This window comes from Flavobacterium sp. FG19, from assembly GCF_057809475.1.
In genome coordinates this window covers 41,738-63,305 of the sequence record NZ_JBMDKA010000028.1, presented here as the reverse complement: position 1 = coordinate 63,305, position 21,568 = coordinate 41,738, and the positions used below count along the sequence as shown (strand labels likewise).

The 21,568-nt window shown below is 36.6% G+C and carries 24 protein-coding genes; 19 read left to right on the top strand and 5 right to left on the bottom strand.

The window, feature by feature from the left end; genetic code table 11:
- Nucleotides 1-10: 10 nt before the first annotated feature.
- From ACODST_RS22595 to ACODST_RS22535, 13 genes are all read left to right on the top strand, one after another.
- Nucleotides 11-925: a helix-turn-helix domain-containing protein gene (locus ACODST_RS22595; protein ID WP_488934356.1), complete on the top strand. Its 915-nt coding sequence runs from the start codon at nt 11-13 to the stop codon at nt 923-925.
- A gap of 61 nt (nt 926-986) precedes the next feature.
- Nucleotides 987-1,415 (top strand): hypothetical protein, encoded by a 429-nt coding sequence (locus tag ACODST_RS22590; protein ID WP_488934355.1) that lies wholly within the window; start codon nt 987-989, stop codon nt 1,413-1,415.
- A gap of 10 nt (nt 1,416-1,425) precedes the next feature.
- A complete protein-coding gene (locus tag ACODST_RS22585) occupies nt 1,426-1,641 on the top strand; it encodes an ArsR family transcriptional regulator (protein ID WP_488934354.1) in 216 nt (71 codons plus the stop codon).
- Between the two features lie 72 nt (nt 1,642-1,713).
- Nucleotides 1,714-2,082, top strand: coding sequence for a nuclear transport factor 2 family protein (locus ACODST_RS22580; RefSeq protein ID WP_488934353.1), 369 nt, complete (start codon nt 1,714-1,716; stop codon nt 2,080-2,082).
- A 130-nt stretch (nt 2,083-2,212) separates the two neighbouring features.
- Entirely contained in the window at nt 2,213-3,259 is a 1,047-nt protein-coding gene (locus ACODST_RS22575) for a serine hydrolase domain-containing protein (RefSeq protein ID WP_488934352.1), read from the top strand.
- A 7-nt stretch (nt 3,260-3,266) separates the two neighbouring features.
- Nucleotides 3,267-3,689, top strand: coding sequence for a DUF1801 domain-containing protein (locus ACODST_RS22570; protein ID WP_488934351.1), 423 nt, complete (start codon nt 3,267-3,269; stop codon nt 3,687-3,689).
- Nucleotides 3,690-3,691: 2 nt separating this feature from the next.
- The gene (locus ACODST_RS22565; RefSeq protein WP_488934350.1) at nt 3,692-4,795 is read left to right on the top strand and encodes an MBL fold metallo-hydrolase; all 1,104 of its coding nucleotides are present in this window, start codon (nt 3,692-3,694) and stop codon (nt 4,793-4,795) included.
- Between the two features lie 134 nt (nt 4,796-4,929).
- Nucleotides 4,930-6,054 (top strand): lactonase family protein, encoded by a 1,125-nt coding sequence (locus ACODST_RS22560; RefSeq protein ID WP_488934349.1) that lies wholly within the window; start codon nt 4,930-4,932, stop codon nt 6,052-6,054.
- A gap of 46 nt (nt 6,055-6,100) precedes the next feature.
- Nucleotides 6,101-7,156, top strand: coding sequence for a GNAT family N-acetyltransferase (locus ACODST_RS22555; RefSeq protein WP_488934348.1), 1,056 nt, complete (start codon nt 6,101-6,103; stop codon nt 7,154-7,156).
- 147 nt (nt 7,157-7,303) lie between these two features.
- Entirely contained in the window at nt 7,304-7,885 is a 582-nt protein-coding gene (locus ACODST_RS22550; protein ID WP_488934347.1) for an LOG family protein, read from the top strand.
- A 126-nt stretch (nt 7,886-8,011) separates the two neighbouring features.
- A complete protein-coding gene (locus tag ACODST_RS22545) occupies nt 8,012-8,479 on the top strand; it encodes an SRPBCC family protein (protein WP_488934346.1) in 468 nt (155 codons plus the stop codon).
- A 69-nt stretch (nt 8,480-8,548) separates the two neighbouring features.
- Entirely contained in the window at nt 8,549-8,917 is a 369-nt protein-coding gene (locus ACODST_RS22540) for an iron chaperone (RefSeq protein WP_488934345.1), read from the top strand.
- A 6-nt stretch (nt 8,918-8,923) separates the two neighbouring features.
- The gene (locus ACODST_RS22535) at nt 8,924-9,607 is read left to right on the top strand and encodes a 2'-5' RNA ligase family protein (protein WP_488934344.1); all 684 of its coding nucleotides are present in this window, start codon (nt 8,924-8,926) and stop codon (nt 9,605-9,607) included.
- On the opposite strand, the gene ACODST_RS22530 is transcribed toward ACODST_RS22535, so the two are convergent.
- The 5 genes from ACODST_RS22530 to ACODST_RS22510 all read right to left on the bottom strand — a co-directional run bounded on the left by ACODST_RS22530 (nt 9,608) and on the right by ACODST_RS22510 (nt 14,391).
- Nucleotides 9,608-9,973: a VOC family protein gene (locus ACODST_RS22530; RefSeq protein WP_488934343.1), complete on the bottom strand. Its 366-nt coding sequence runs from the start codon at nt 9,971-9,973 to the stop codon at nt 9,608-9,610.
- 48 nt (nt 9,974-10,021) lie between these two features.
- Nucleotides 10,022-10,717 (bottom strand): VanW family protein, encoded by a 696-nt coding sequence (locus ACODST_RS22525; RefSeq protein ID WP_488934342.1) that lies wholly within the window; start codon nt 10,715-10,717, stop codon nt 10,022-10,024.
- Nucleotides 10,714-11,376, bottom strand: a complete 663-nt coding sequence (locus ACODST_RS22520; RefSeq protein ID WP_488934341.1) for a class I SAM-dependent methyltransferase — start codon at nt 11,374-11,376, stop codon at nt 10,714-10,716. Before ACODST_RS22520 ends, ACODST_RS22525 begins: the two co-directional genes overlap by 4 nt.
- Nucleotides 11,377-11,481: 105 nt before the next feature.
- Nucleotides 11,482-12,219: a DUF2625 domain-containing protein gene (locus tag ACODST_RS22515; RefSeq protein WP_488934340.1), complete on the bottom strand. Its 738-nt coding sequence runs from the start codon at nt 12,217-12,219 to the stop codon at nt 11,482-11,484.
- A 24-nt stretch (nt 12,220-12,243) separates the two neighbouring features.
- A complete protein-coding gene (locus ACODST_RS22510; protein ID WP_488934339.1) occupies nt 12,244-14,391 on the bottom strand; it encodes a cation:proton antiporter in 2,148 nt (715 codons plus the stop codon).
- A gap of 318 nt (nt 14,392-14,709) precedes the next feature.
- Here ACODST_RS22510 and ACODST_RS22505 point away from each other — a divergent pair, with 318 nt between their 5' ends.
- The 6 genes from ACODST_RS22505 (at nt 14,710) to ACODST_RS22480 (ending at nt 21,481) form a co-directional block, all read left to right on the top strand.
- Nucleotides 14,710-16,137, top strand: a complete 1,428-nt coding sequence (locus ACODST_RS22505) for an L-serine ammonia-lyase (RefSeq protein WP_488934338.1) — start codon at nt 14,710-14,712, stop codon at nt 16,135-16,137.
- Between the two features lie 113 nt (nt 16,138-16,250).
- Nucleotides 16,251-17,444, top strand: a complete 1,194-nt coding sequence (locus ACODST_RS22500) for an SH3 domain-containing protein (RefSeq protein ID WP_488934337.1) — start codon at nt 16,251-16,253, stop codon at nt 17,442-17,444.
- A gap of 50 nt (nt 17,445-17,494) precedes the next feature.
- Nucleotides 17,495-18,313 (top strand): 3-methyl-2-oxobutanoate hydroxymethyltransferase, encoded by an 819-nt coding sequence (gene panB / locus ACODST_RS22495; RefSeq protein ID WP_488934336.1) that lies wholly within the window; start codon nt 17,495-17,497, stop codon nt 18,311-18,313.
- Between the two features lie 158 nt (nt 18,314-18,471).
- On the top strand, nt 18,472-19,161 hold the full coding sequence (locus tag ACODST_RS22490) for an RluA family pseudouridine synthase (protein ID WP_488934335.1): 690 nt from the start codon (nt 18,472-18,474) through the stop codon (nt 19,159-19,161).
- A 75-nt stretch (nt 19,162-19,236) separates the two neighbouring features.
- Entirely contained in the window at nt 19,237-20,565 is a 1,329-nt protein-coding gene (locus ACODST_RS22485) for an aldehyde dehydrogenase (RefSeq protein WP_488934334.1), read from the top strand.
- Between the two features lie 121 nt (nt 20,566-20,686).
- Nucleotides 20,687-21,481, top strand: coding sequence for a hypothetical protein (locus tag ACODST_RS22480; RefSeq protein ID WP_488934333.1), 795 nt, complete (start codon nt 20,687-20,689; stop codon nt 21,479-21,481).
- Nucleotides 21,482-21,568 lie beyond the last annotated feature (87 nt).

Below are 21,568 nucleotides of genomic sequence, written 5' to 3'. Positions count from 1 at the left end.
AATTTAGGTTATGGCAAATCAACAGCCCCATAGAGTTAAAAGCATCAGCGAATTCCATGAGTTTCGGGATTTGCCAAAACCTGAACACCCTTTGGTGAGTGTTTATAATTTTGAAGATTTAAAATACCTCAACAAAGAAGAGCCCAAAAGCCTGATCCTCGATTTTTATTCGATTGCGTTAAAAAGAAATGCCAATGCCAAAATGCGTTACGGCCAGCAGGAATATGACTTTAAAGAAGGAGTTTTATTATTCATTGCACCCGGACAGGTTTTCTCTATAGAAGGCAATTCAGAACTGCTTCACACTGGTTACTCCCTGTTGATTCATCCTGACTTTTTATGGAATACGTCGCTTGCGCAGAAAATAAAACAATACGAATATTTTGGTTATGCAGTTCATGAAGCCCTGCATCTGTCTGATAAAGAAGAAAAAATGATTATCGATATCATGAAAAATATTCAGCTGGAATATCAGTCCAATATCGACAAATTCAGCCAGGAAGTAATTATTGCCCAGATCGAGCTGCTTCTTACCTATTCAGAACGTTTTTACAACCGCCAGTTCATTACCCGTAAAATAAACAATCACGAAATTCTGGGCCGTCTGGAACAACTGCTTGAAAATTATTTCAGCAGCAATTCACTTATCCAAAAAGGATTACCAACTGTACAGTATATTGCTGAAAAACTTAATGTTTCCCCAAATTACCTGAGCGGATTACTAAAACATCTCACGGGGCAGAGCACCCAGCAGCACATTCACGACAAACTCATCGAAAAAGCAAAAGAAAAACTTTCGACAACGAATTTATCTGTAAGTGAAATTGCCTTTGAACTGGGGTTCGAACATCAGCAGTCGTTTAGTAAACTGTTTAAAACCAAGACCAATATCTCCCCTTTAGAATTCAGGCAGTCTTTTAATTAAAAAAATTAAGTACATCCCATTCATAATTTTCATAAATTCGTAAGAATAAAAAAATAAAATTATGAACCCCGGACTAAGGAATACCCTGGCTGTTATTATTGGAATTACCATTGGAAGTATTGTAAATATGAGTATAATTTTAATCAGCAGTTCAGTTATTCCGCCGCCCGAAGGTGTAGACAACACCACTATGGAAGGTCTTCAGAAAACCATGCATTTGTTTGAGGCCAAACATTTCCTTTTTCCCTTTATTGCTCACGCTGTTGGAACCTTTACCGGAGCGGTTGTTACAGCCCTGATTGCTGTTAACCATAAAAAGAAACTGGCTCTGCTTATTGGCGCTTTCTTTCTTTTGGGCGGAATTGTAAGTGTCTGCTCCCTCCCGTCGCCTACCTGGTTTACGCTTATTGATTTAGCCTTTGCTTATATCCCGATGGCTTATCTGGCTTTAAGGCTCGTTTGCAAAAAACAGCTGAAATTTGAGTACTAAAAATGAAAAAATGAAAGAAGAACCAGCTAAAGTAAAACCCGCTAAAATGTGTTACGAACATATAGGCGGAAAACTTGGTCAGCAGCTTGCCCGTACCTTTGAAGAAAAAGGCTGGATTGCTAAAAAAACACCTTCTGACAAACATTTCTATATTACGGATCTGGGCGAAAAAGAGCTGACAAAACTGGGTCTTGACCTGTCGGAGATAAAATCTGAAAATTTGTAAAAACAACCTTTCATTTAATCCAAAAACGTCTTTCTAAATTTCATAACTTAGTTTCCATTTTATCTTAAGATTATGACGAAGAAAGATATTGCACAAAACTTCTTAAAACTGGCTGCAAAAGGCGATTCGAGAGAAGCATTTCAACTTTATACAGGTACAGACTTCAAACATCACAATGCCCATTTTAAAGGAGATGCCGAAACTTTAATGCTGGCCATGGAAGAATCTGCACAAAAAAATCCCAATAAGATTTTAAAAATCCATCATATTTTAGAAGACGACAATATCGTGGCGGTGCATTCACATTTAAAACAAACCCCGTCAGACATAGGTTTTGCTGTTGTGCACATCCTAAAGTTTCACGAAAACAAAATCATTGAACTCTGGGACTTAGGCCAGCAGATCCCCGCTGAAACCATAAATGAAAACGGAATGTTTTAGTTTGCAGTCTCAGTTCACAGTCACTGAACACTAAATACTGCGACTGAACACCGAGACTGAATACTAAAAAAAACTGAACACTGAGACTGAGACTGAACACTGAATACTAAAAAAACTGAATACTAAAAAAGTGAACTCCTTATCAAAAAACCTTTCCTTACTTTCCCTGATTCTTCTTTTCTGTAATTGTAATTCTTTTGCACAGAAAAAAGATGATTATACCGCAAAAATTGACAGCCTTATCCAGAACACAGCAAATCCGGTTTTCAACGGTGTGGTATTGATTTCCAAAAACGGAAAAACGATATATTCAAAAGCAAAAGGATTTTCAAATTTTGAAACTAAAAAACCTTTGGCACCTGATTCTAAATTTGAAATTATGTCCAACAGTAAACAAGTCGCAGCCGTTTTAGTTTTGCTGGAAGCTGAAAAAGGAAGGATTGACTTAAACGCCCCTGTCAAAAAATACCTTCCGCAGTTAACACAATCCTGGGCCGATTCGGTTACCGTACACCAGCTTCTGAACCATACTCACGGAATTGTTGATTTACAGAAACCTTTGGCTTTTAAACCCGGGACAGAATTTAAATATGGAAACTTAAGTTTTAATTTAATTGGCAAAATAGTAGAATTCAGTACCAAAAAAAGTTATGCCGAAGTCGCCAATGCCCTTTTTAAGAAACTTAAAATGAACCATACTTTATGTTATTCCAAAGATATTCCGAATCTGGCAACAGGCTATTACAATACCAAAAATGTATTGGAACCCGTAACCGGATCTCAGATTACGCCTGAAAGTTTAGGTGCCGACGGTATAATAGCCACCGCAGCCGATTTAGCCATCTGGAACAATAACCTCCATAAAGGAAAAATACTTAAACCGGAATCCTATAAACTCCTTACCAAAAACACCGTTTTATCACAGCATAATTTCTTTGGAAAAGAAAAAGAACCTTACGGTTACGGCATACGGATTATCGAAAAAGAACCGATAAAATATGTTGGTCACACAGGCTTAGGAGACGGATTTTCTTCTGTAAATTTGTATTTCCCCGAAAGTGATGTCAGCATGATTGTTTTAGAAAATCAAATGCCCGAAGATTCTAAATGGTTTTATATCTCTGAATTTAAGATTAAAAACATTCTTTTCAAAAGTGACCTATTAAATCAAAAATAAATGCAGAATGGCTGTCAATAAAACTACTGAAACTACCAACAGCGTAACCGATTTTATTAATGCTGTTGAAAATGAAGTAAAAAGAAACGATGCTTTTGAACTTCTTAAAATTATACAGGAAATTACCGGTTTTGAGCCCAAAATGTGTGGACCGGGCATCATCGGTTTCGGAAGTTATCATTATAAATATGACAGCGGTCATGAAGGCGATGCGCCTTTAGCCGGGTTTTCTCCCAGAAAAACAGCAATGACTGTTTATTTTTATCTGCCCGAAGAAAAGAGAGAAGAATTATTGCCTCAACTGGGAAAACATACTTCTTCAAAAGCCTGTATTTACATTAAAAAATTAACTGATATCGATATGGAAATTCTTAAAAAGATCATTCTGCTTTCGATTGATTACACAAAAAAATTATATCCCCAAAAATAAAAATGATCACATTCTTACTTCTTGTAATTCTAATAAGTCTTGTTGTTTACAATTCCCTTCAGCATCCTAAATTTGGGAAAGCACCTTCCGGTAAAAGATTAACTTTAATTCAAAATTCACCGCAATACAAAAACGGAAAATTTGAAAACCAGAGCTTTACCCCGGATCTGGCCGAAGATGCCAGTTTTATAGGTGTTTTATTTGAATTTTTCTTTAAAAAAGTAGAACGGAAAAAACCATCCGATCTCATTCCGTCAGTTAAAATCAATCTTCATGAGCTTCTTCCTGACCAGGACGTTTTAGTCTGGTTTGGACATTCCTCCTATTTTATTCAGCTTGAAGGAAAACGCTTTTTAATAGATCCTGTTTTCAGCGGAAATGCCTCACCAATCTCAGGCACGACCAAATCGTTTAAAGGAAGCGATATTTACACTGTCGATGATTTTCCTGAAATAGATTATTTACTAATTACACACGATCATTACGATCATCTGGATTATGAAACCATTCTTGGGTTACAACCAAAAACCAAAAAAGTAATTACAGCGCTTGGCGTAGGTTCCCATTTTGAATTTTGGGGTTTTCCAACAGAAAACATTATAGAAAAAGACTGGTTTGAAAAAATCGAACTAGACCAGAATCTGACACTTTATACAGCACCTTCCCGACATTTTTCGGGCAGAAGTTTTAAACGCTGTAATACTCTTTGGACTTCTTTTGTTTTAGAAACCCGGGATTTTAAAATGTACCTGGGCGGAGACAGCGGTTATGATAAACATTTTGCTGAAATTGGAGAAAAATACGGCCCTTTTGATATCGTTTTACTTGATAACGGCCAGTACAACCAAAAATGGAAATACATTCATAATATGCCGGAAGATGTTATAAAAGCTATGAAAGACTTAAAAGCCAAAAGGGCATTTCCTGTACATTCCTCCAAATTCGCACTTTCTCTGCATCCCTGGGACGAACCTTTAATCAGAGTAACCGAACTAAACAGCCAGAGCGATAACCCGATCCCGTTAATCACTCCCATGATTGGCGAAATAGTCGACTTAAAAAACGAAAATCAGGAATTTAAACAATGGTGGAAAGGAGTTTGTTAATTTTAGTTTTCAGTCACAGTTTTCAATTTTCAGATTAAGAAATTAAAATAAATTGAGACCAAGACTGAACACTGAGACTGAAACTGAACACTGAATACTGAACACTGAATACTGAACACTGAGACTAAAAACAAATGAAAATAAGCCCCTTCTTCCTAACGATTACGTTCCTGATAACTTTTCCGTTATTCTCACAAAACACCTATGTTTTTCTGGGATCGTATAACCGTGATAAAACAGCTGAAGCAATTCAGGTATACCAGCTGGATACATTAAACGGGAGACTGACTAAAATAACGGCGGTAAAAAACATAATCAACCCTTCTTATTTAACGGTTTCACCGAACGGAAAATACGTTTATGCCTGTACCGACACCAAAACGCCGAATGCAGGAAGTGTGAGCAGTTTTGAATTTAATCCACAGCAGAAAAGCCTGACTTTTTTAAACAGTCAGCGAAGCGGCGGGGAAAACCCGGTTTATGTGAGTGTCCATAAAAGCGGTAAATGGCTTGCCAATGCCAATTATACAGAAGGCAGTGTTTCAGTTTATCCACTTCTAGAAAACGGAAAAATCGATTCGATTGCACAAAATTTTCAATACAGTGACGGAAGCATAAATAAAGAAAGACAAACCAGATCACATGTACATTCGGCCGTATTTTCACCTCAGTATGATTATTTGTTTTTACCCGATTTAGGAGCTGATAAAATACGTTGTTATGCTTTTAATGAAAACGAAAAAAAACCTTTAACGGAAGCCCGTACCCCATTTACCAAAACCGATTTGGAAGCGGGACCAAGGCATTTTACTTTTCATCCCAATCAGAAATTCGCTTACTGTATTGAAGAAATGGCAGGTCAGATAAGCGTTTACAAATATGACAACGGTATTTTAAATAAAATCCAGCGTATTGCCACACATTCTGACAAGGTAAAAGAAGGTTTTGAAAGTTCAGATATTCATATATCTCCTGACGGGAAATTTCTGTATGCCTCAAATCGGGGCAGAGAAAACAATATTGCCATTTTCGCTATTGATGAAAACGGACTTCTCAAAAATATCGGCTATCAGTCTACATTAGGAAAACATCCCAGAATTTTTGCAATAGATGAAAGCGGCAGATTTTTAGCGGCATCAAATGTTTTAACTGGCAATGTAATTGTTTTTAAAAGAGATTCTAAAACCGGATTATTGAAAAAAACGGGAAAACAGATAAAAATGGAGAATGTTTCCTGTGTGCAGATTAAACAGATCTGAACACATGAAATTATTCTAAGAACTATAATCAGCGGCAAAAAAAAATATGACTGCAGATAACTTCAATTTACAGCCCGATTTTCTGGAAAATGAAATCATAAAACTGATTCCGTTAGAAGAAAATCATTTTGAAGAGCTTTATAAAGTTGCTTCAGATCCATTAATATGGGAGCAGCACCCGAATAATAATCGTTATGAAAGAGATGTATTTTTAAACTTCTTTAAAGATGCAATCGAAAGCAAAGGAGCTTTTATCATTTTTGATAAAACCAAAAATGAGATTGCCGGAAGTACCCAATTTTATGAATTCGAACCAGCCAATAACAGCATTTTTATTGGATGCACTTTTTACGGAAGGAACTTTTGGGGAACCGGTTTTAATGCTCAGGTCAAAAAATTGATGCTCAATTATGCGTTTCAGTTTGTCGATAAAGTTCAGTTTTATATCGGCACCAAAAATTACAGATCCCAAAAAGCAATAGAAAAATTAGGTGCCCAAAAAATAAACGGAACTAATGCTGCTTATAACAACGAACCTTCACCACAAAATTTTGTTTATCAAATTAAAAAACACAAAATCATGACATCAAATTTCAATTTACAGCCTGAAATTTTAGAAAATGAGATCTCAAAGTTAATTCCGTTAAAAGAAGAACATTTTGAAGCACTATTTGAAGCAGCTTCAGATCCGTTAATTTGGGAACAGAATCCTGTAAAAAACCGATATCAAAGAGACGGATTTAAAACTTTTTTTGAAATAATAAATACAAAAAGCCCGTTTCTTATTCTGGACAAACAGACTGGTGAAATAATGGGAACAACCAGTTTTTATGATTACAATCCCGAGAAATCAAGCATCGCCATTGGCTATACTTTTATTACAAGAAAATTTTGGGGCGGCCCTTATAATGCATCAGTTAAAAAATTACTGACAGATTATGCATTTCAGTACGTTGATTCGATCCTCTTTCACGTTGGAGCAGAAAATTACCGTTCTCAAAAAGCCGTTTTAAAACTTGGAGCAGAAAAAGTAAATGATGTCATGTTTAAAATTAATGATAACGATGTCCCTTACTTTGAGTATGAACTGAAAAGAAAGTAGTTTATGCAGTTTTTAGTCACAGTATTCAGTCACAGTATTCAGTCACAGTATTCAGTGGCAGTGTTCAGTGGCAGTGTTCAGTCTTTAGCACCAACTTAATCTTTAATCTTTAATCTTTCAATCTTTCAATCTTTTTAAAAAACAAACATGAATAGAATAACTGTTTTCTGCGGCTCCAGTTTTGGTACTGAAGAAATCTATAAAGAACAAGCAGAATTACTGGGTAAAACCTTAGCACATCAAAATATTGGTCTCGTTTACGGAGGCGCCAATGTGGGCTTAATGGGTGCTGTTGCTGATGGCGCACTAAATTCGGGCGGAACCGTAATTGGTGTACTCCCTAATTTTTTAAGATCTAAAGAAATTGCTCATTTACACCTGACCGAGCTCATTTTAGTAGAAAGCATGCACGAACGAAAAACCAAAATGAATGAATTGTGCGACGGGGTCATTGCCCTTCCGGGCGGTTTTGGAACTTTGGAAGAACTTTTCGAAATGCTGACCTGGGCACAATTGGGGCTGCATAAAAAACCAATCGCCATTTTAAATATAAATGGTTTTTATGATTCACTGATAGAATTACTTCAGACTATGACCAGCAAAGGTCTGCTTAAAGAAGCCAATAAAGAAATGCTTTTAGTAAGTGATACTATCGAAGACTTATTGGCTCAAATGAGAAATTATACACCGCCCACAGTTGGGAAATGGATTGATAAAAAAGAGTTATAAGTTATAGGTTAAGTGTTAGGTGTTAGAAGTACAAATTTTAGAGTTATATTTACAGATAACTCTTAACTCTTAACTTCTAACTCTTAACTCTTAACCCTTAACCTATAACTTCTAACTCTCCAATCGATGAAAACAGAAAACAACAAATTCGCCAAAGCCGAAATGCTCATTCGAAAACCTGTTTCCGAAGTTTTTCAGGCTTTTACTGATCCGGAAATCACCTGTAAGTTCTGGTTTACCAAAGGTTCCGGCAAATTAGAAGAAAATACCCGGACCGAATGGACCTGGGAAATGTACGGTTTCTCACTTACAGTCAGTACACTGGTAATTCAGGAAAATCAAAAAATTGTGATTGAATGGGGAACTCCAGAAGAAACTACTTTAGTCGAATGGATTTTCACTCCGCTGAACGAAAATGAAACTTTTGTGAGTATTACCAATTCCGGTTTAAAAGGCGATCAGGATAAAATAATCGATCAGGTACGCAATTCAACCGAAGGTTTTACGTTAGTTTTAGCGGGAGCAAAGGCATATTTAGAACACAATATACAGCTGAATTTAGTTCTGGACAGGTTCCCGAAAGGACTGGCTTAATTAAAGTTCCGGCTTTTTTTAGTTTCAAATGACTCTATTGTAAACCTGAATCAAAATTATCAACCGAACATGGAAACAAAGAAACCTGAAAATATTAACGAATACATTGGCGGATTTCCAAATGACGTACAGGAAATTCTGGAAAAAGTGAGAATGACAATTCAGAAAGCCGCTCCCGATGCCAAAGAGAAAATCAGTTACTCAATGCCTGCTTTTGATCAAAACGGAATAGTCGTGTATTTTGCGGCTTTTAAAAACCATATCGGATTATATGCGCTTCCAAGCGGACATGAAGCTTTTGCCGCAGCCCTTTCCAAATACAAATCTGGTAAAGGCTCGGTCCAGTTTCCGCTAAACCAGCCGATGCCTTATGATTTAATTACTAAAATTGTAAAATTCAGGGTAAAAGAAAATCTTGAAAAAGTGAAAAAGAAATAATCCTAAATGAGTTTAAGCGAACATTACAACCAACTTTACAACACTTCTAAAGAAGCCATTTTGAACGGCAATTTTGTTTTAGATCACAAAATAAACGATCCTTCTGATGCCCGTTTTGGTCTGACCCTGCTGATACGTCCCAATACCGAAATAAAAAACAATATCCAACTCTTTATCAACGAATTAAAAAAAACAGAACCGGTACAATACTATTATCCCGATACGGATATTCATATTACCGTAATGTCTATCATTTCCTGTTATGAAGGTTTTAACAGAGGTAAAATTAATCCTGAAGAATACACCACCCTTATTCACAAAAGTCTGAAAGGCTTAGAAAAGATCGAAATTGAATTTCGCGGGGTAACTGCCTCCAGTTCTGCTGTTATGATTCAGGGCTTCCCTGCTGATGAGACACTAAATGATCTGCGGAACAAACTGCGTGAGAACTTCAGAAACTCAGCTTTAGAACAAAGTATCGACAGCCGTTATGCTATTTCTACGGCACACTCGACTGTCATGCGTTTTACGGAAGAACTTCAAAATCCGGGAAAACTTATCGAAATTACGGACCAATTCCGAAATCATCATTTCGGTACTTTTACAGTAGAAAAAATTGAACTGGTTATTAATGACTGGTATCAAAGAGAAAAAAACACGCTGCATTTAAACGAGTTTTTGTTACAATAATCACTGCTTTTTAAATTCCCCAAAATGCCATAAAACACCCGAAGGATCATGTAAAAAACATTCGTTCCCCCAGTCTAAGTAACGTGTTGGTGTAAGTTTCACTCCGTATTTTTCAACAAGATTCAGTGCTGCTAATTCCTTATAATAGCGATCGGCGTCATCGACTTCCAAAAATATCATCGTATTTTCAATCCAGTTTTTATCGTAATAGTCCTGCAGGTAGAAAGCAGTTTCACCCCATTTAAAAACAGAAAAATTAGAAGCTAATACTACTTCTTCAAAGCCCAGATCTTTATAAAAGCTTCTTGAAATTTCAAAATTTTTGGCCCCGATAAAAGGGCGGATTGATTTTATATTGTGGTTCATTTTAAATAAAAATTATTCAGTTCTAATATATGAATTTTTAATTAATCCTTAAAGCTTTCGTTTATAATGTGACCGGTTCAGGAGTTTTCTATTTCTGTCAAAAACCTTTATTATAGTAGCGTCTTTTATGGTTTCCGATTCAAAAAACAATTCATTTTCAGTAATAGATACGGCACTTAATAAAGCGGCCTCAATGCATTGATCTTTTATTAGAATTTCAAATTTTACAGGAAAAGGAAAACAGTTTTTAACTCTGAGGTCTTTATAACCGTAAACAATGGTGGCATCGGTTCCTAACGGGGCAAACCGCGTCTCATCAGTATAAATATCAACCGAATGATTATGTCTTTCTAAAATTTCGAGTCCGGCAATTAAACTCAAATGGTAAATAATCCCGGAAACCTGACAGATTCCTCCGGCATTCTCTTCTACTAAAATATCATTTACCAGAGTCCTGCTTTTCTTAAAACCTGAATCCGGACTGCCTGCTATTCTTGAAAAAGAAAAGATTTCTCCGGGATTTAAAAAGCACTGATTAATTCTGTCAGAAACCAGTTTAAGATTGTATACCTTATTTTCAAAAGAAGTGCTGCTTTTTATTTCCTGAGTGACAGATATTTTATGAACAAAGGAACTTGGACAGCTGCCTTTTTTACAAAATTGAAAAAGGTCTTTGCTGACTAAATCCTTTTTAAATCTTGCCGCTAACTTCAGCGATGTTTTAAATTGCTTCCAGGCTCTCATCTCTTTTCTAATTCAATAATTAAATAAGAACTGTACGCTTTTAAAAATGAAGCCGCCAGAACTGAATCTATAACCGTAAAAAATTTTCTGGAAAATTTAGGGAATCTGTGAATTGGTAAAAACAATAAACCAAATGTCCTTTTTACCGCAAAACGGGGATTATTATACAAATCTGCAAGGTCTAAACTGGCAGCACCATGCCAGTCGTCTTTTTTATACCCCAAAAGCTTTCGTCTTTTTTTTGACGGAATATCAAAAATAATCCGTCCTTTCTTTTTTAAAATCCGGGCAGATTCTTCTAAAACCTTATTGATTTTATCTTCGTTCAGATGCATAAAAAAATGGAAACTGATAATCGTATCCAAACTGTTATCTTCTAATGCTATAGAATCCGCATCATTGTGAAGCAGTATTTTTTGGGGAAATTTTTTTCGGGCTTCAGCAAGCATTTCGGCACTGGCATCGGCACCAAGTTCTGCATAATCCAAAAACCGCCCGGTACCACAGGCTAAATCAAGAATTCGTTCGTTTTTATCACGCAATAGCTTATTCAGTATTTTTCTTTCCTGACCATCTATAAACGCTCCATACGTATTATCAAACCGATCCTGATCATATTTAGGTGCCAGATCATTGTAGTAGGTTATAATTTCATCCATATTGACTGCTTAAAACAAAAATCAAATATAGAGAATACCTCAGAAAAATCTTCTTTTGAAAAATAAAATATTCTGCTGTCCTTACCTTTCTGCTTTCTTTACAAACTAAAAACCAAGCTGTTTCCGCAAATCGAGGTTCAAACTATACTGTTCCTGAACTGGAATTATTTTTCGGGAATTTTTATTGATATCATTTCCTTCTGCTGTCCATAAAAAAGGATAAAAATTAAATACTTCGTCACCTTTTAATTTAGAAACCTCTTCACGCCATCCTTTCCAACGATTCCCTTCGTAAAATTTATCAAGGTCATTGGTAAAACAAAAACCTAAAAACTCCGAATAGGTAATGTCAAGCGGTTCATACTCCAGGGTATCCGGAGCTAAATAGTAAATTTTCCCTGTATCATTCCCAAGTCCGCCCCCGTTCAAAAGAAAAAAACCGCCAATCGCATCATCCGCAATCAGCCAGAAAGGCGCAAGCTCACCAAACTCACTAAATGCTTTTCCTTTATTCCAGTCCGGCAGTGTACGGTTAAACCTTGCATTTCCCGAACCCAGAATCCTGATCCAGCCGTCATCAATCAAAAGTCCGCCCGTCATGTAAACAACAGCTCCCATAACAGAACGGGTGGTAACCTGAGTTTTATACAAAGCCTCTTTTGCTTTTGAAGCTTCGGCAGGTAAAACTTCTACTTTATTTTTAGCAGTTTTGATCCAGTCTTCCACAACAGCCCAGCCCGGATCTGTTTTATCTATAAGTTCTTCGGCTTTTTTCATTTTGTTTTGTGCATTTACTGCAAAAGTGGTCAGTAGTAAAACCAGTAAGGAAAACTTTCGTGTCATTTATTGTAGTGGTATTGTTTCTTTTTAGCCTTTCTTTAGAATACTTCCCAGACCGCGGCCAATCTGCTCAATAGCTTCCAGACCTTTGGTTAACGGAGTGGCCGTAAAGTCTTCATAAGCATCCATCGCACTTTCTTTACGGTCATCCTGCGGATAAACCAGAATGATATTATTACCGCTGAAGAATTTTTCAAATTTCTGAGGCAGTCTGTCAAAAATAGACTGATAAGACACCGATCCTTTTCTTGATAAATTAAAAACAATTAGATCTGTAGGGCGTATTTCATCTGAAATGGCTTCAAAATCATCCCATTCCAGAATACTTTTAAAACCCAGTTTGGCATTTAACCTCAAATTACCGGCAATCTGCTGAATCGCCTGATGTGTTTTATATTCAGCATAAATCACAATCGGAATACTCAGTTCCTGCGACAGTCTGCAGATTTTTTGTAATAAAAGCTGGAATCCGATACCTCTTTCAGAAAATGGCGGACAAATAAATACCAGTCTTTTCTCTTCAATAAAGTTTTTCTGGAATCGGCAGATGAAAAGGCTTTTATCGATATTATTGATAATTGAATCCACGTTTTCCCCAAAGATTTTATCCAGGAAACCCGTTTTTCTCGGCCAGCCCACAATCACGATATCCGACATAATTTCTTTTGAAGTTCTGGCAATTCCACTCGCAGGATTATGATCAATCCGGGCAATCGTATTGATTTTCACTTCTGAAGCCGATCCCTGAATTACGAATTTATCAGCCGCTTTTCGGTATTTCAGAATATTTTTTTCAGCCTGATCATTATTGGGTACAATGGTGAGTAACGTTACCGGATTAGACGATTTTTTATCTTTTATCAAAAGGGCAAAATCCAGAAGACTGGCTGCTGCTGAAGTTTTGGCCAGCGGAATTAAAATATGTTCATCTAAAATTTGATCTGAATCGCCATTTTCATGGGAAATCTCTTCTTCGCAGATGGCTATTTTTTTGGCTGCTTTTTCGGTAGCAAAAGAAGCCACAATACAGGTTATCAGAATTAAAATAATGGTTCCGTTTAAGATATTTTCATCCAGGATTTTTGCTTTGTACCCTACCAGAATAACAGCCAGTGTGGCGGCGGCATGCGCACTGCTTAATCCAAAAATAAGCTGTCTTTCGGTTTTGGTATATTTAAAAACAATCTGGGTAAAAAAGGCGGCAATCCATTTTCCAAAAATAGCAACCACACTTAAAGTCCCCGCTACAATTAAAGCAGTTGGACCGCTTAAAATCACACTTACGTCTACCAGCATTCCTACTGAAATAAGGAAAAACGGAATAAAAAGGGCATTTCCAATAAACTCGATCCGGTTCATTAAAGCAGAAGAATGCGGAATCAGCGGATTGAGTGCCAGACCGGCCACAAAAGCTCCAATGATGGGTTCTACTCCTGCCACTTCGGCCAGGAAGGCGGCAAAGAAAACCACCGAAAGAACAAAGATATAATGGGCATGTTTTTCACTCTCCAGTTTCTTAAAAAACCATTTCGCGATACGCGGAATCAGTAAAAACATAATCGCAGAGAAAATCGCCAGCGAAATCCCCAGTTTAATCCAGAACGCCTGATTTAAACTTCCCTGACTGCTTCCCATAATAACGGCCAGAATAATCAAAACGGCGGTATCTGTTAAAATAGTTCCACCCACAGTTATCGCTACAGCCTGATTTTTGGCAATCCCCAGTTTACTTACAATAGGATATGCCACCAGAGTATGCGTGGCAAACATACTCGCTGTTAAAAAGCTGGCATTAAAATCATATTTCAGCAAATAAAAACAAACCGGAAAACCAATGGTAAGCGGCAGAATAAAAGTAAAAAAACCAAACAGCAGACTTTTATTGCGATTCGCTTTAAACTCATTCATATCAAGTTCCAGACCGGCAATAAACATAATGTATAAAAGCCCAATGGTCGAAAACAAATCGACTGCCGAATTTTTTGCCAGAATGTTCAATCCATGGGGACCAATAATAACACCAGAAATAATCAAACCAATAATTCCGGGAATATTAATTTTTTTAAGTAAAATAGGTGACAGCAGTATGATAAAAAGTATCAAAGAAAAAATTAATACCGGGTTGCTGAGAGGTAATTCGAATTCGTGTAAAAAGTGCTTGAAAAATTCTATCATAATGTAATTTATCTTCTTGTGGTATTCTGAAATTTTCGTAAAAAAACATAAGCAGCATTCAAACGAAACCATTGAAGTCGATACAAACAGCAAGCCTTAAGAACTAAAAAGAAATTACAGATTTACCTATTTGTATCTTTACAAAAATACCGAAAAAACACAAACTTCAGACGAAAACCGCATATTAAACAATTAATTTTATTTCGTTGCCGAATTATTAAAATTTAATATCTTTTTTAACAATTACTCAAGATTAACACTCAAAAAGAAATCTTCATTGCATTATTCAATTATCTTTGTCTTAACAAAACTTGAATAATGGAAGAATGTATCTCTGTTTTTGATATGCTAAAAATTGGTGTGGGTCCTTCAAGCTCGCACACTTTAGGCCCATGGAGAGCCGCTGAACGTTTTTTGGAAGAGCTGAAAAACGAAGCTATTTTAGAGCTGGTCGTAAGGGTAAAAGTCGATTTATACGGCTCTCTTTCCTTAACCGGAAAAGGTCATGCTACCGACTTATCCGTCATGCTGGGATTAAGCGGTCAGGACCCGGAATATATTCCCGTTGAAAATATTGCCGGAATTATCAAAACCATTGAAGATACTAATGAAATAAATCTGGCAGGCCAGTGCAAAATTCCTTTTTACTTCCTGCAGGATATTGTTTTCAATAAAGATTTTCTGCCTTTTCATGCCAACGGTTTAAAATTTACAGCTTACAAAAAAGATGATTCAGAATACGAATCGACTTTTTATTCTATTGGCGGTGGTTTTGTAGTAAAAGAAGAACGTGAAAATGCCAAAATAAAAGAAGTCATAAAATGCGCCTTCCCGTTCCCGATTCAAAATGCAGTCGAACTTTTGAACTATACCGTTTCTGAAAATAAATCCATTTCTGAAATTGTTTATGAAAATGAAAAATCGATGCGTTCTGAAAACGAAATCCATTCAGAACTGATGCGCATCTGGAACACGATGTTAGAGTGCATGTATATTGGATGCCATTCTGAAGGAATTCTTCCGGGCGGTTTACATGTGCGCCGTCGTGCTTTTGACATGCATCAGAATTTAATCGGATTGTCCAACTATACAGATCCGCAGTCGTGGCTGGAAGAAATCAGAAAAACCGAAGTTAAATTCCGTCAGATCCTTAAATGGGTCAGCTGTTTTGCTCTGGCAGTAAACGAAGTAAATGCTTCACTAGGCCGTGTGGTTACGGCTCCAACAAATGGCAGTGCCGGTGTTATTCCGGCCGTTTTAATGTATTATATGGTAATTGAAAACCATAATGCCGGAGAAAAAGAAATCAAACAATTTTTGATGGTGGCCGGCGAAATTGGAAGTATCTTTAAAAAAGGCTCTACCATTTCGGCCGCTATGGGCGGATGCCAGGCCGAAATTGGCGTATCGTCATCAATGGCTGCTGCAGCACTCTGCGAATTAATGGGCGGAACCCCGGCACAGGTGTTAATGGCGGCCGAAATTGCCATGGAGCACCATTTAGGCTTAACCTGTGACCCAATTGGCGGACTGGTTCAGATTCCGTGTATTGAAAGAAATACCATGGGTGCTATAAAAGCCATCAATGCAGCCGAACTGGCTCTTGAAACCGATTCTAAAAATGCCAAAGTACCACTAGACAAAGTAATCAATACAATGTGGCAGACGGCAAAAGATATGAACTCCAAATACAAAGAAACATCAGAAGGAGGTCTTGCTGTTGCTGTAAACATGGCGGATTGTTAATTTTTTTTCACTGCGAATTTCAAGAATTTACACTAATTATTTTCTTCTAAATAGTATCATCAAATTCTTGAAAATTCTTGAAATTCGCGGCAGACAAAACCTAAATTTTCTTCATGAAAAAATTCTACTTTTTTATTGCATTATTCTGTTCTCTTTCATCACATTCACAGGAAACGTATTTTATTAATTCAGATACTCGTTTGTATACCAGTACAAATACCTCTGATTTTTTAGGTTATTTTAAATATGGAGCTCAGGTACAACTGTTGTCTGAGAGCAAAAATGGCTGGTATAAAGTCAAAGCTGATAATTTTTCTGAAGGATATGTTCCGGCTAAATTCATATCTACATCTTTAAACGCAAGTGATATAAAAACCACAGATCCGGAAAATCCTATTCTTTTTGGCGGAGATCATTATCATGGCAGTAATCACCTTTTTATACAGGCAGCGGGTTTAAAAGCCAGAGTGCTTCCTGATAAGAATTCAAAGGTTAGAGAGATTTTATTTACCGGTGATGCTGTTTCTATTGATTATCTTCCAAAAGATGAAAATGAATGGGTTAACCTATCCGGTGGTTTTAAGGAAGAATACATAATGTTTACGTTAAGAAAATTTGTTGGAAAAAGACCCAGCATGAATGCTTTACTTAAAGAGTTTGACAAATTAGATGTAAACAACATTCCTGATCGCAAGACAATCAGTGAACGTATTGTTGAATTAGCCTGGAATAGTGATAAAACAACTTTATCTCCGGCTTATCAACGATATTATGAAGTTGTAAAACAATTAAATAGCCCTAAACTTCTTGCTGAAACCGAATTGAACATGGCGATTGTTAAAGGTTTGATGAAATCTAAAACTGCAGAACAAATTATTGCTCTTACCAAAAAAGCCGAATTCAGTTTAAAAGGCATTAAAACAAGATCCTTTTATTTATCGCAGACAGAATTAGTTAACATATTTGGAAAACCTGCTAAAAAGGCAAATATCAGCGATGAGTGTGGTATTTACTTAAGTGATTTATTTTATTATTATCCTGATTTAGAAACTTCTGTTGACGAAAAGAAAAATCAAGCCGAAATAGTTAAAGTTTACATTAACGACAACAACAAGCTTATCATAAATGCCAATTCAGTTTTAGATAATTCGGTGTCCGAAAAAGCTTTCATTGAAAAATACGGAACTTATATCGATGCTTCGATAAAATCACCTCATATTTATTCTATCGCAATGGAAGACAGCAGATTTATAATCGAATTTAAAGATGGGAAAATATTTTCTGTCGAAATATTCTTTTATTGCTGATTCCCCTTTTACAATTATTCAATACTTTTACATTATCAAAAAAACATAAAATGTCAGTAGCAAAAAAAGATTATAAAAGAATCACCACAAAGTCATTAATTGAAATGAAAAGCAACGGAGAAAAAATCTCCATGCTTACAGCGTATGATTATACAATGGCTAAAATTGTTGATACTGCCGGAGTCGACGTGATTTTGGTTGGAGATTCTGCATCCAATGTTATGGCGGGCCATGAAACGACTTTGCCAATTACTTTAGATCAAATGATATATCACGCTTCATCTGTAGTTCGCGCTGTAGAAAGAGGTTTAGTTGTAGTCGATTTACCTTTCGGAAGTTATCAGTCAGACCCAAAAGAAGCTTTACGTTCTGCTATCAGAATCATGAAAGAAAGCGGTGCCCATGCGGTAAAGCTGGAAGGCGGAAAAGAAATTAAAGAATCCATTAAAAAGATATTAAATGCCGGAGTTCCGGTTATGGGACATTTGGGTTTAACTCCACAATCAATATACAAATTCGGAACTTACAGTGTTCGTGCCAAAGAAGAGCAGGAAGCCGAAAAATTAATCGAAGACGCACAGATGCTTGAAAAAATAGGCTGTTTTGGAGTTGTCCTTGAAAAAATTCCTGCTGATCTGGCTAAAAAAGTTGCCGAAAGTATCTCCATCCCGGTTATTGGAATTGGTGCCGGAGGCGGCGTTGACGGACAGGTTCTGGTAATTCATGATATGCTGGGAATGAACAATGAATTCAGCCCTCGTTTCTTACGTCGTTATTTAAATTTATACGAAGAAATGACAAAAGCAATTGGTCAGTATGCTGCCGATGTAAAATCAAAGGATTTCCCTAACGAAAAAGAACAATATTAATTTTTTAAGATACGAAGTCGCTCAGGTTCTTAGCAGCTAAGATTCTTTAGTGACAAAGTTCAAAAGTTTTATAAAGTACCTCCGGCTAAAGCTGGAGGTTTATTTTTAAACAGTCAGGCTATCGCCCAGCTTTTTTCAATTTAAATTTCAGGTCAAAAATGAAAATTCTTTCCGATAAAAACAATCTCCAGATTTTACATGAAGACAATCATTTAATTGTGATTAATAAACGTGTCGGAGACATTGTGCAGGGCGACAAAACAGGTGACAAACCCTTGTCTGATGTCGTGAGAGAATATATCAAAGAAAAGTACCATAAACCCGGTGATGTTTTTCTGGGCGTGATTCACCGCTTAGACCGTCCTACTACCGGAATTGTGGTATTTGCCAGAACCAGCAAAGCATTATCACGAATGAACGAATTGTTCAGTAATCGTGAAACCAAAAAAACCTATTGGGCAGTCGTAAAAAATAAACCTGCCGAAGCATCAGCCAGACTGGTTCATTACCTCAAAAGAAACGAGAAAAACAATACTTCAAAAGCACATCTGAAAGAAGTTCCGGACAGTAAACAGGCCAGCCTCGATTATAAAATCATCAAAGAACTTCAAAACTATACGGTGCTGGAAATCAATCTTCATACCGGACGCCACCATCAGATTCGTGCACAGTTAAGTGCCATTGGTTCTCCAATAAAGGGTGATTTAAAATATGGTGCCGACCGCAGCAATCCTGACGGAGGAATCCACCTGCATGCCCGAAAGCTGGTTTTTACACATCCGGTTACCAAAGAAAACATTACGATTACAGCTCCGGTTCCGGACGAAACGATTTGGAATGCCGTATGATTTTATGATTAAATTGTTAATTTTTTAATTTTTATCGATTAACTTGCATATCCTAAAAATCAAGCTGATCATAAAATGGACTTTAAAAACGACATCAGATACCGAAAAGAAACCCTGAAAAAGTTATTATATAACATTCAGAAAAACGAAGATCTGATCGTAAAAGCTTTATATGATGATTTTAAAAAGCCTGAATTTGAAGCTGTTTTAACAGAAACCAACTATGTTATTTCGGATCTGAAAGACACTATTAAAAACATTCATTCCTGGGCCAGACCCAAACGTGTTTTTCCATCTATACTCAATTTTCCGTCCTCAGATTATATCTACAAAGAACCTTATGGAAATGTTTTAATCATAGCGCCCTGGAATTATCCGTTCCAGCTGGCTTTATGTCCGCTTATTGCCGCTGTTGCCGCAGGAAACCGGGTAGTTCTCAAACCTTCTGAGCTAACACCCCACACCTCTTCCATCATCGCCAGAATTATCGAAAAAACATTTCATATCAGCCATGTTGAAGTTTTTGAAGGCGGAGTAGAAACAGCAGACAAACTCCTTGCGCAGCGCTGGGATTATATTTTCTTTACCGGCAGTGTTTCTGTTGGTAAAATTGTAGCAAAAGCGGCAGCCGAAAACCTTACTCCTGTTACACTGGAACTGGGAGGAAAAAACCCGTGCGTTATTGATGAAACAGCCGATTTAAAACTGGCAGCCAAACGAATTGTATGGGGAAAATTCATCAATGCCGGACAAACCTGTATAGCTCCTGATTACATACTGATCCAGAAAAATATGAAAGTTAATTTCATTTCTTTTCTAATGGAAGAAATCGTAAACGCTTACGGAAAAAAAATAGACAAATCGCCTGATTTTGCCCGTATCATCAATACCAAAAACTGGGTACGACTGGATCAGATGATTGATCGTGAAAAAGTTATTTTTGGTGGAGAAACCAATCATGACAAACTGTATATTTCGCCCACATTAATTGAAGAACCTGATTTAGACAGTGCCATCATGCGGGAAGAAATATTTGGTCCTCTTTTACCGATACTGACTTACGAAACTCCGCATGAAATTCATAACGTGATCAGCAGATATGAAAAACCTCTTGCTTTTTATATTTTTAGTGAAAAAAAAGCATTTGCTCAAAAACTCATTGGTGAATATTCTTTTGGCGGCGGCTGTATCAATGATACTGTGGTACATTTTTCTAATAAAAGACTGCCTTTTGGAGGTGTAGGCCACAGCGGTATTGGAGCTTATCACGGACAAAGAAGTTTTGACACTTTTTCTCATCATAAAGCCATTGTAAAAAAAGGAAACTGGCTCGACCTGCCTATGCGATATGCTCCTTACAGAGACAAACTGGCTTCCATCAAAAGAGTTCTGGACTGGATTTAACCTCTTAAAAACAATTTCGTAATGTTTTGTAGATTTTGATACGGAATTGATTAAAAATATTATATTTACGTCAAACTATAATTAGTAAAACGAAATATATAAAACAACTTTACTTTTTAAAATGAAATCCACACTTGAACAGATTGAAGACATCAGAAGAGATGGCTATTCAATAGATTTTTCCGCTGCTATTAATTATGCTTTCGAAAATTATAAAAAGATTGCTTTATATTCAGGATTAATTATTGTCGTATTTTCTATTCTTGCTTTTGCTTTAATAATAGGGACTATGGCTGTCTTTTTTGGAATACAGGCTTTCTCTGAAGAATTTATCACCCAATTTGAAAGTCAGAAACTCACTTATATTGAACAGCTTATTTCAACTGTTTCCATAGCAGCCGTTACTGCCGTTTTTGCACCGCTGGGGGCAGGATTTCTAAAAATGGCCGACTGTGCCGATAAAGATCAGGAATTTAACGTATCGACTATTTTTACTTATTACAGAGCACCGTACTTTTTACAGTTATTTTCGATGGCTTTTATGCTGGCCATTGTAAGCACCGGGATTTCTTATTTTCTGGAAAGCTCAGGAGTGCCGTTTTTGGGTGGTGTCATTTCGTTGTTAATTTCATTTTTTACCTATTTTGCGATTCCATTAGTTGTTTTTGGAAATTTAACTGCCATCGATGCCATAAAATCAAGCATAGTGGTCGTAAGTAAAAATCCATTGATTATTTTTCTATTGTTCATAATAGGCCTTTTAGGCTCAATGGCCGGTTTTGTGGGTTGTTGTATCGGGGTAATTTTCACCATAGTATTCAACACTTCCGTAAACTATGCCGCTTATTTTTCTATTTTTCATGCCGAAGAAGAACCCGATTCGATAGATTCGATAGGAAAAACAGATTTAGAATAAAACCAGAATTCTGAAAGAAACAGAAACTAACCAATTCTGTTTTTTAGAATTTAAGATTGCTATTTACTAAACCAAAAACCAAAATCT

What these genes read in the sequence shown, in the direction of transcription:
- ACODST_RS22555 (WP_488934348.1), top strand. Translation starts at nt 6,101, where the DNA reads ATGACTGCAGATAACTTCAATTTACAGCCCGATTTTCTGGAAAATGAA.
- ACODST_RS22560 (WP_488934349.1), top strand. Translation starts at nt 4,930, where the DNA reads ATGAAAATAAGCCCCTTCTTCCTAACGATTACGTTCCTGATAACTTTT.
- ACODST_RS22535 (WP_488934344.1), top strand. Translation starts at nt 8,924, where the DNA reads ATGAGTTTAAGCGAACATTACAACCAACTTTACAACACTTCTAAAGAA.
- ACODST_RS22540 (WP_488934345.1), top strand. Translation starts at nt 8,549, where the DNA reads ATGGAAACAAAGAAACCTGAAAATATTAACGAATACATTGGCGGATTT.
- ACODST_RS22515 (WP_488934340.1), bottom strand. Translation starts at nt 12,219, where the DNA reads ATGACACGAAAGTTTTCCTTACTGGTTTTACTACTGACCACTTTTGCA.
- ACODST_RS22525 (WP_488934342.1), bottom strand. Translation starts at nt 10,717, where the DNA reads ATGAGAGCCTGGAAGCAATTTAAAACATCGCTGAAGTTAGCGGCAAGA.
- ACODST_RS22565 (WP_488934350.1), top strand. Translation starts at nt 3,692, where the DNA reads ATGATCACATTCTTACTTCTTGTAATTCTAATAAGTCTTGTTGTTTAC.
- ACODST_RS22570 (WP_488934351.1), top strand. Translation starts at nt 3,267, where the DNA reads ATGGCTGTCAATAAAACTACTGAAACTACCAACAGCGTAACCGATTTT.
- ACODST_RS22480 (WP_488934333.1), top strand. Translation starts at nt 20,687, where the DNA reads ATGAAATCCACACTTGAACAGATTGAAGACATCAGAAGAGATGGCTAT.
- ACODST_RS22500 (WP_488934337.1), top strand. Translation starts at nt 16,251, where the DNA reads ATGAAAAAATTCTACTTTTTTATTGCATTATTCTGTTCTCTTTCATCA.
- ACODST_RS22550 (WP_488934347.1), top strand. Translation starts at nt 7,304, where the DNA reads ATGAATAGAATAACTGTTTTCTGCGGCTCCAGTTTTGGTACTGAAGAA.
- ACODST_RS22590 (WP_488934355.1), top strand. Translation starts at nt 987, where the DNA reads ATGAACCCCGGACTAAGGAATACCCTGGCTGTTATTATTGGAATTACC.
- ACODST_RS22595 (WP_488934356.1), top strand. Translation starts at nt 11, where the DNA reads ATGGCAAATCAACAGCCCCATAGAGTTAAAAGCATCAGCGAATTCCAT.
- panB (WP_488934336.1), top strand. Translation starts at nt 17,495, where the DNA reads ATGTCAGTAGCAAAAAAAGATTATAAAAGAATCACCACAAAGTCATTA.
- ACODST_RS22520 (WP_488934341.1), bottom strand. Translation starts at nt 11,376, where the DNA reads ATGGATGAAATTATAACCTACTACAATGATCTGGCACCTAAATATGAT.
- ACODST_RS22490 (WP_488934335.1), top strand. Translation starts at nt 18,472, where the DNA reads ATGAAAATTCTTTCCGATAAAAACAATCTCCAGATTTTACATGAAGAC.
- ACODST_RS22485 (WP_488934334.1), top strand. Translation starts at nt 19,237, where the DNA reads ATGGACTTTAAAAACGACATCAGATACCGAAAAGAAACCCTGAAAAAG.
- ACODST_RS22510 (WP_488934339.1), bottom strand. Translation starts at nt 14,391, where the DNA reads ATGATAGAATTTTTCAAGCACTTTTTACACGAATTCGAATTACCTCTC.
- ACODST_RS22545 (WP_488934346.1), top strand. Translation starts at nt 8,012, where the DNA reads ATGAAAACAGAAAACAACAAATTCGCCAAAGCCGAAATGCTCATTCGA.
- ACODST_RS22580 (WP_488934353.1), top strand. Translation starts at nt 1,714, where the DNA reads ATGACGAAGAAAGATATTGCACAAAACTTCTTAAAACTGGCTGCAAAA.
- ACODST_RS22505 (WP_488934338.1), top strand. Translation starts at nt 14,710, where the DNA reads ATGGAAGAATGTATCTCTGTTTTTGATATGCTAAAAATTGGTGTGGGT.
- ACODST_RS22530 (WP_488934343.1), bottom strand. Translation starts at nt 9,973, where the DNA reads ATGAACCACAATATAAAATCAATCCGCCCTTTTATCGGGGCCAAAAAT.
- ACODST_RS22585 (WP_488934354.1), top strand. Translation starts at nt 1,426, where the DNA reads ATGAAAGAAGAACCAGCTAAAGTAAAACCCGCTAAAATGTGTTACGAA.